The organism is Pauljensenia sp. UMB6358, assembly GCF_030216865.1.
GTDB classification, from domain to species: domain Bacteria; phylum Actinomycetota; class Actinomycetes; order Actinomycetales; family Actinomycetaceae; genus Pauljensenia; species Pauljensenia turicensis_A.
In genome coordinates this window covers 1-232 of record NZ_JASOMS010000301.1, presented here as the reverse complement: position 1 = coordinate 232, position 232 = coordinate 1, and the positions used below count along the sequence as shown (strand labels likewise).

Sequence of the window (232 nt, the reverse complement as noted above, 5' to 3'; positions counted from 1 at the left end):
CCACGAGGCTGCTAACTGCTGATGGTGCTCCGATGGTAATCAACTACGCCAACGCGCCTACCAATGGTGAGGACGCTCTGGGCGGACAAAACCACACCGGCTCCCAGTTGCGAATTGCAGCTTCTGGTCCCGGCGCCCAGAACGTTATCGGACGCACTGACCAGACAGACCTGTTCTTCACTGTGCTGAATGCACTCCCAGAAAACAAGGATGCGAAGCCCTCTGAACCGAG

Annotated in this window: 1 protein-coding gene; it reads left to right on the top strand. The window is 57.3% G+C overall.

Annotated features, from left to right (window positions below; genetic code table 11):
* Nucleotides 1–32: 32 nt before the first annotated feature.
* A partial coding sequence (locus QP381_RS09540) for an alkaline phosphatase (protein ID WP_285068811.1) occupies nucleotides 33–232 on the top strand: 200 nt, incomplete at its 3' end.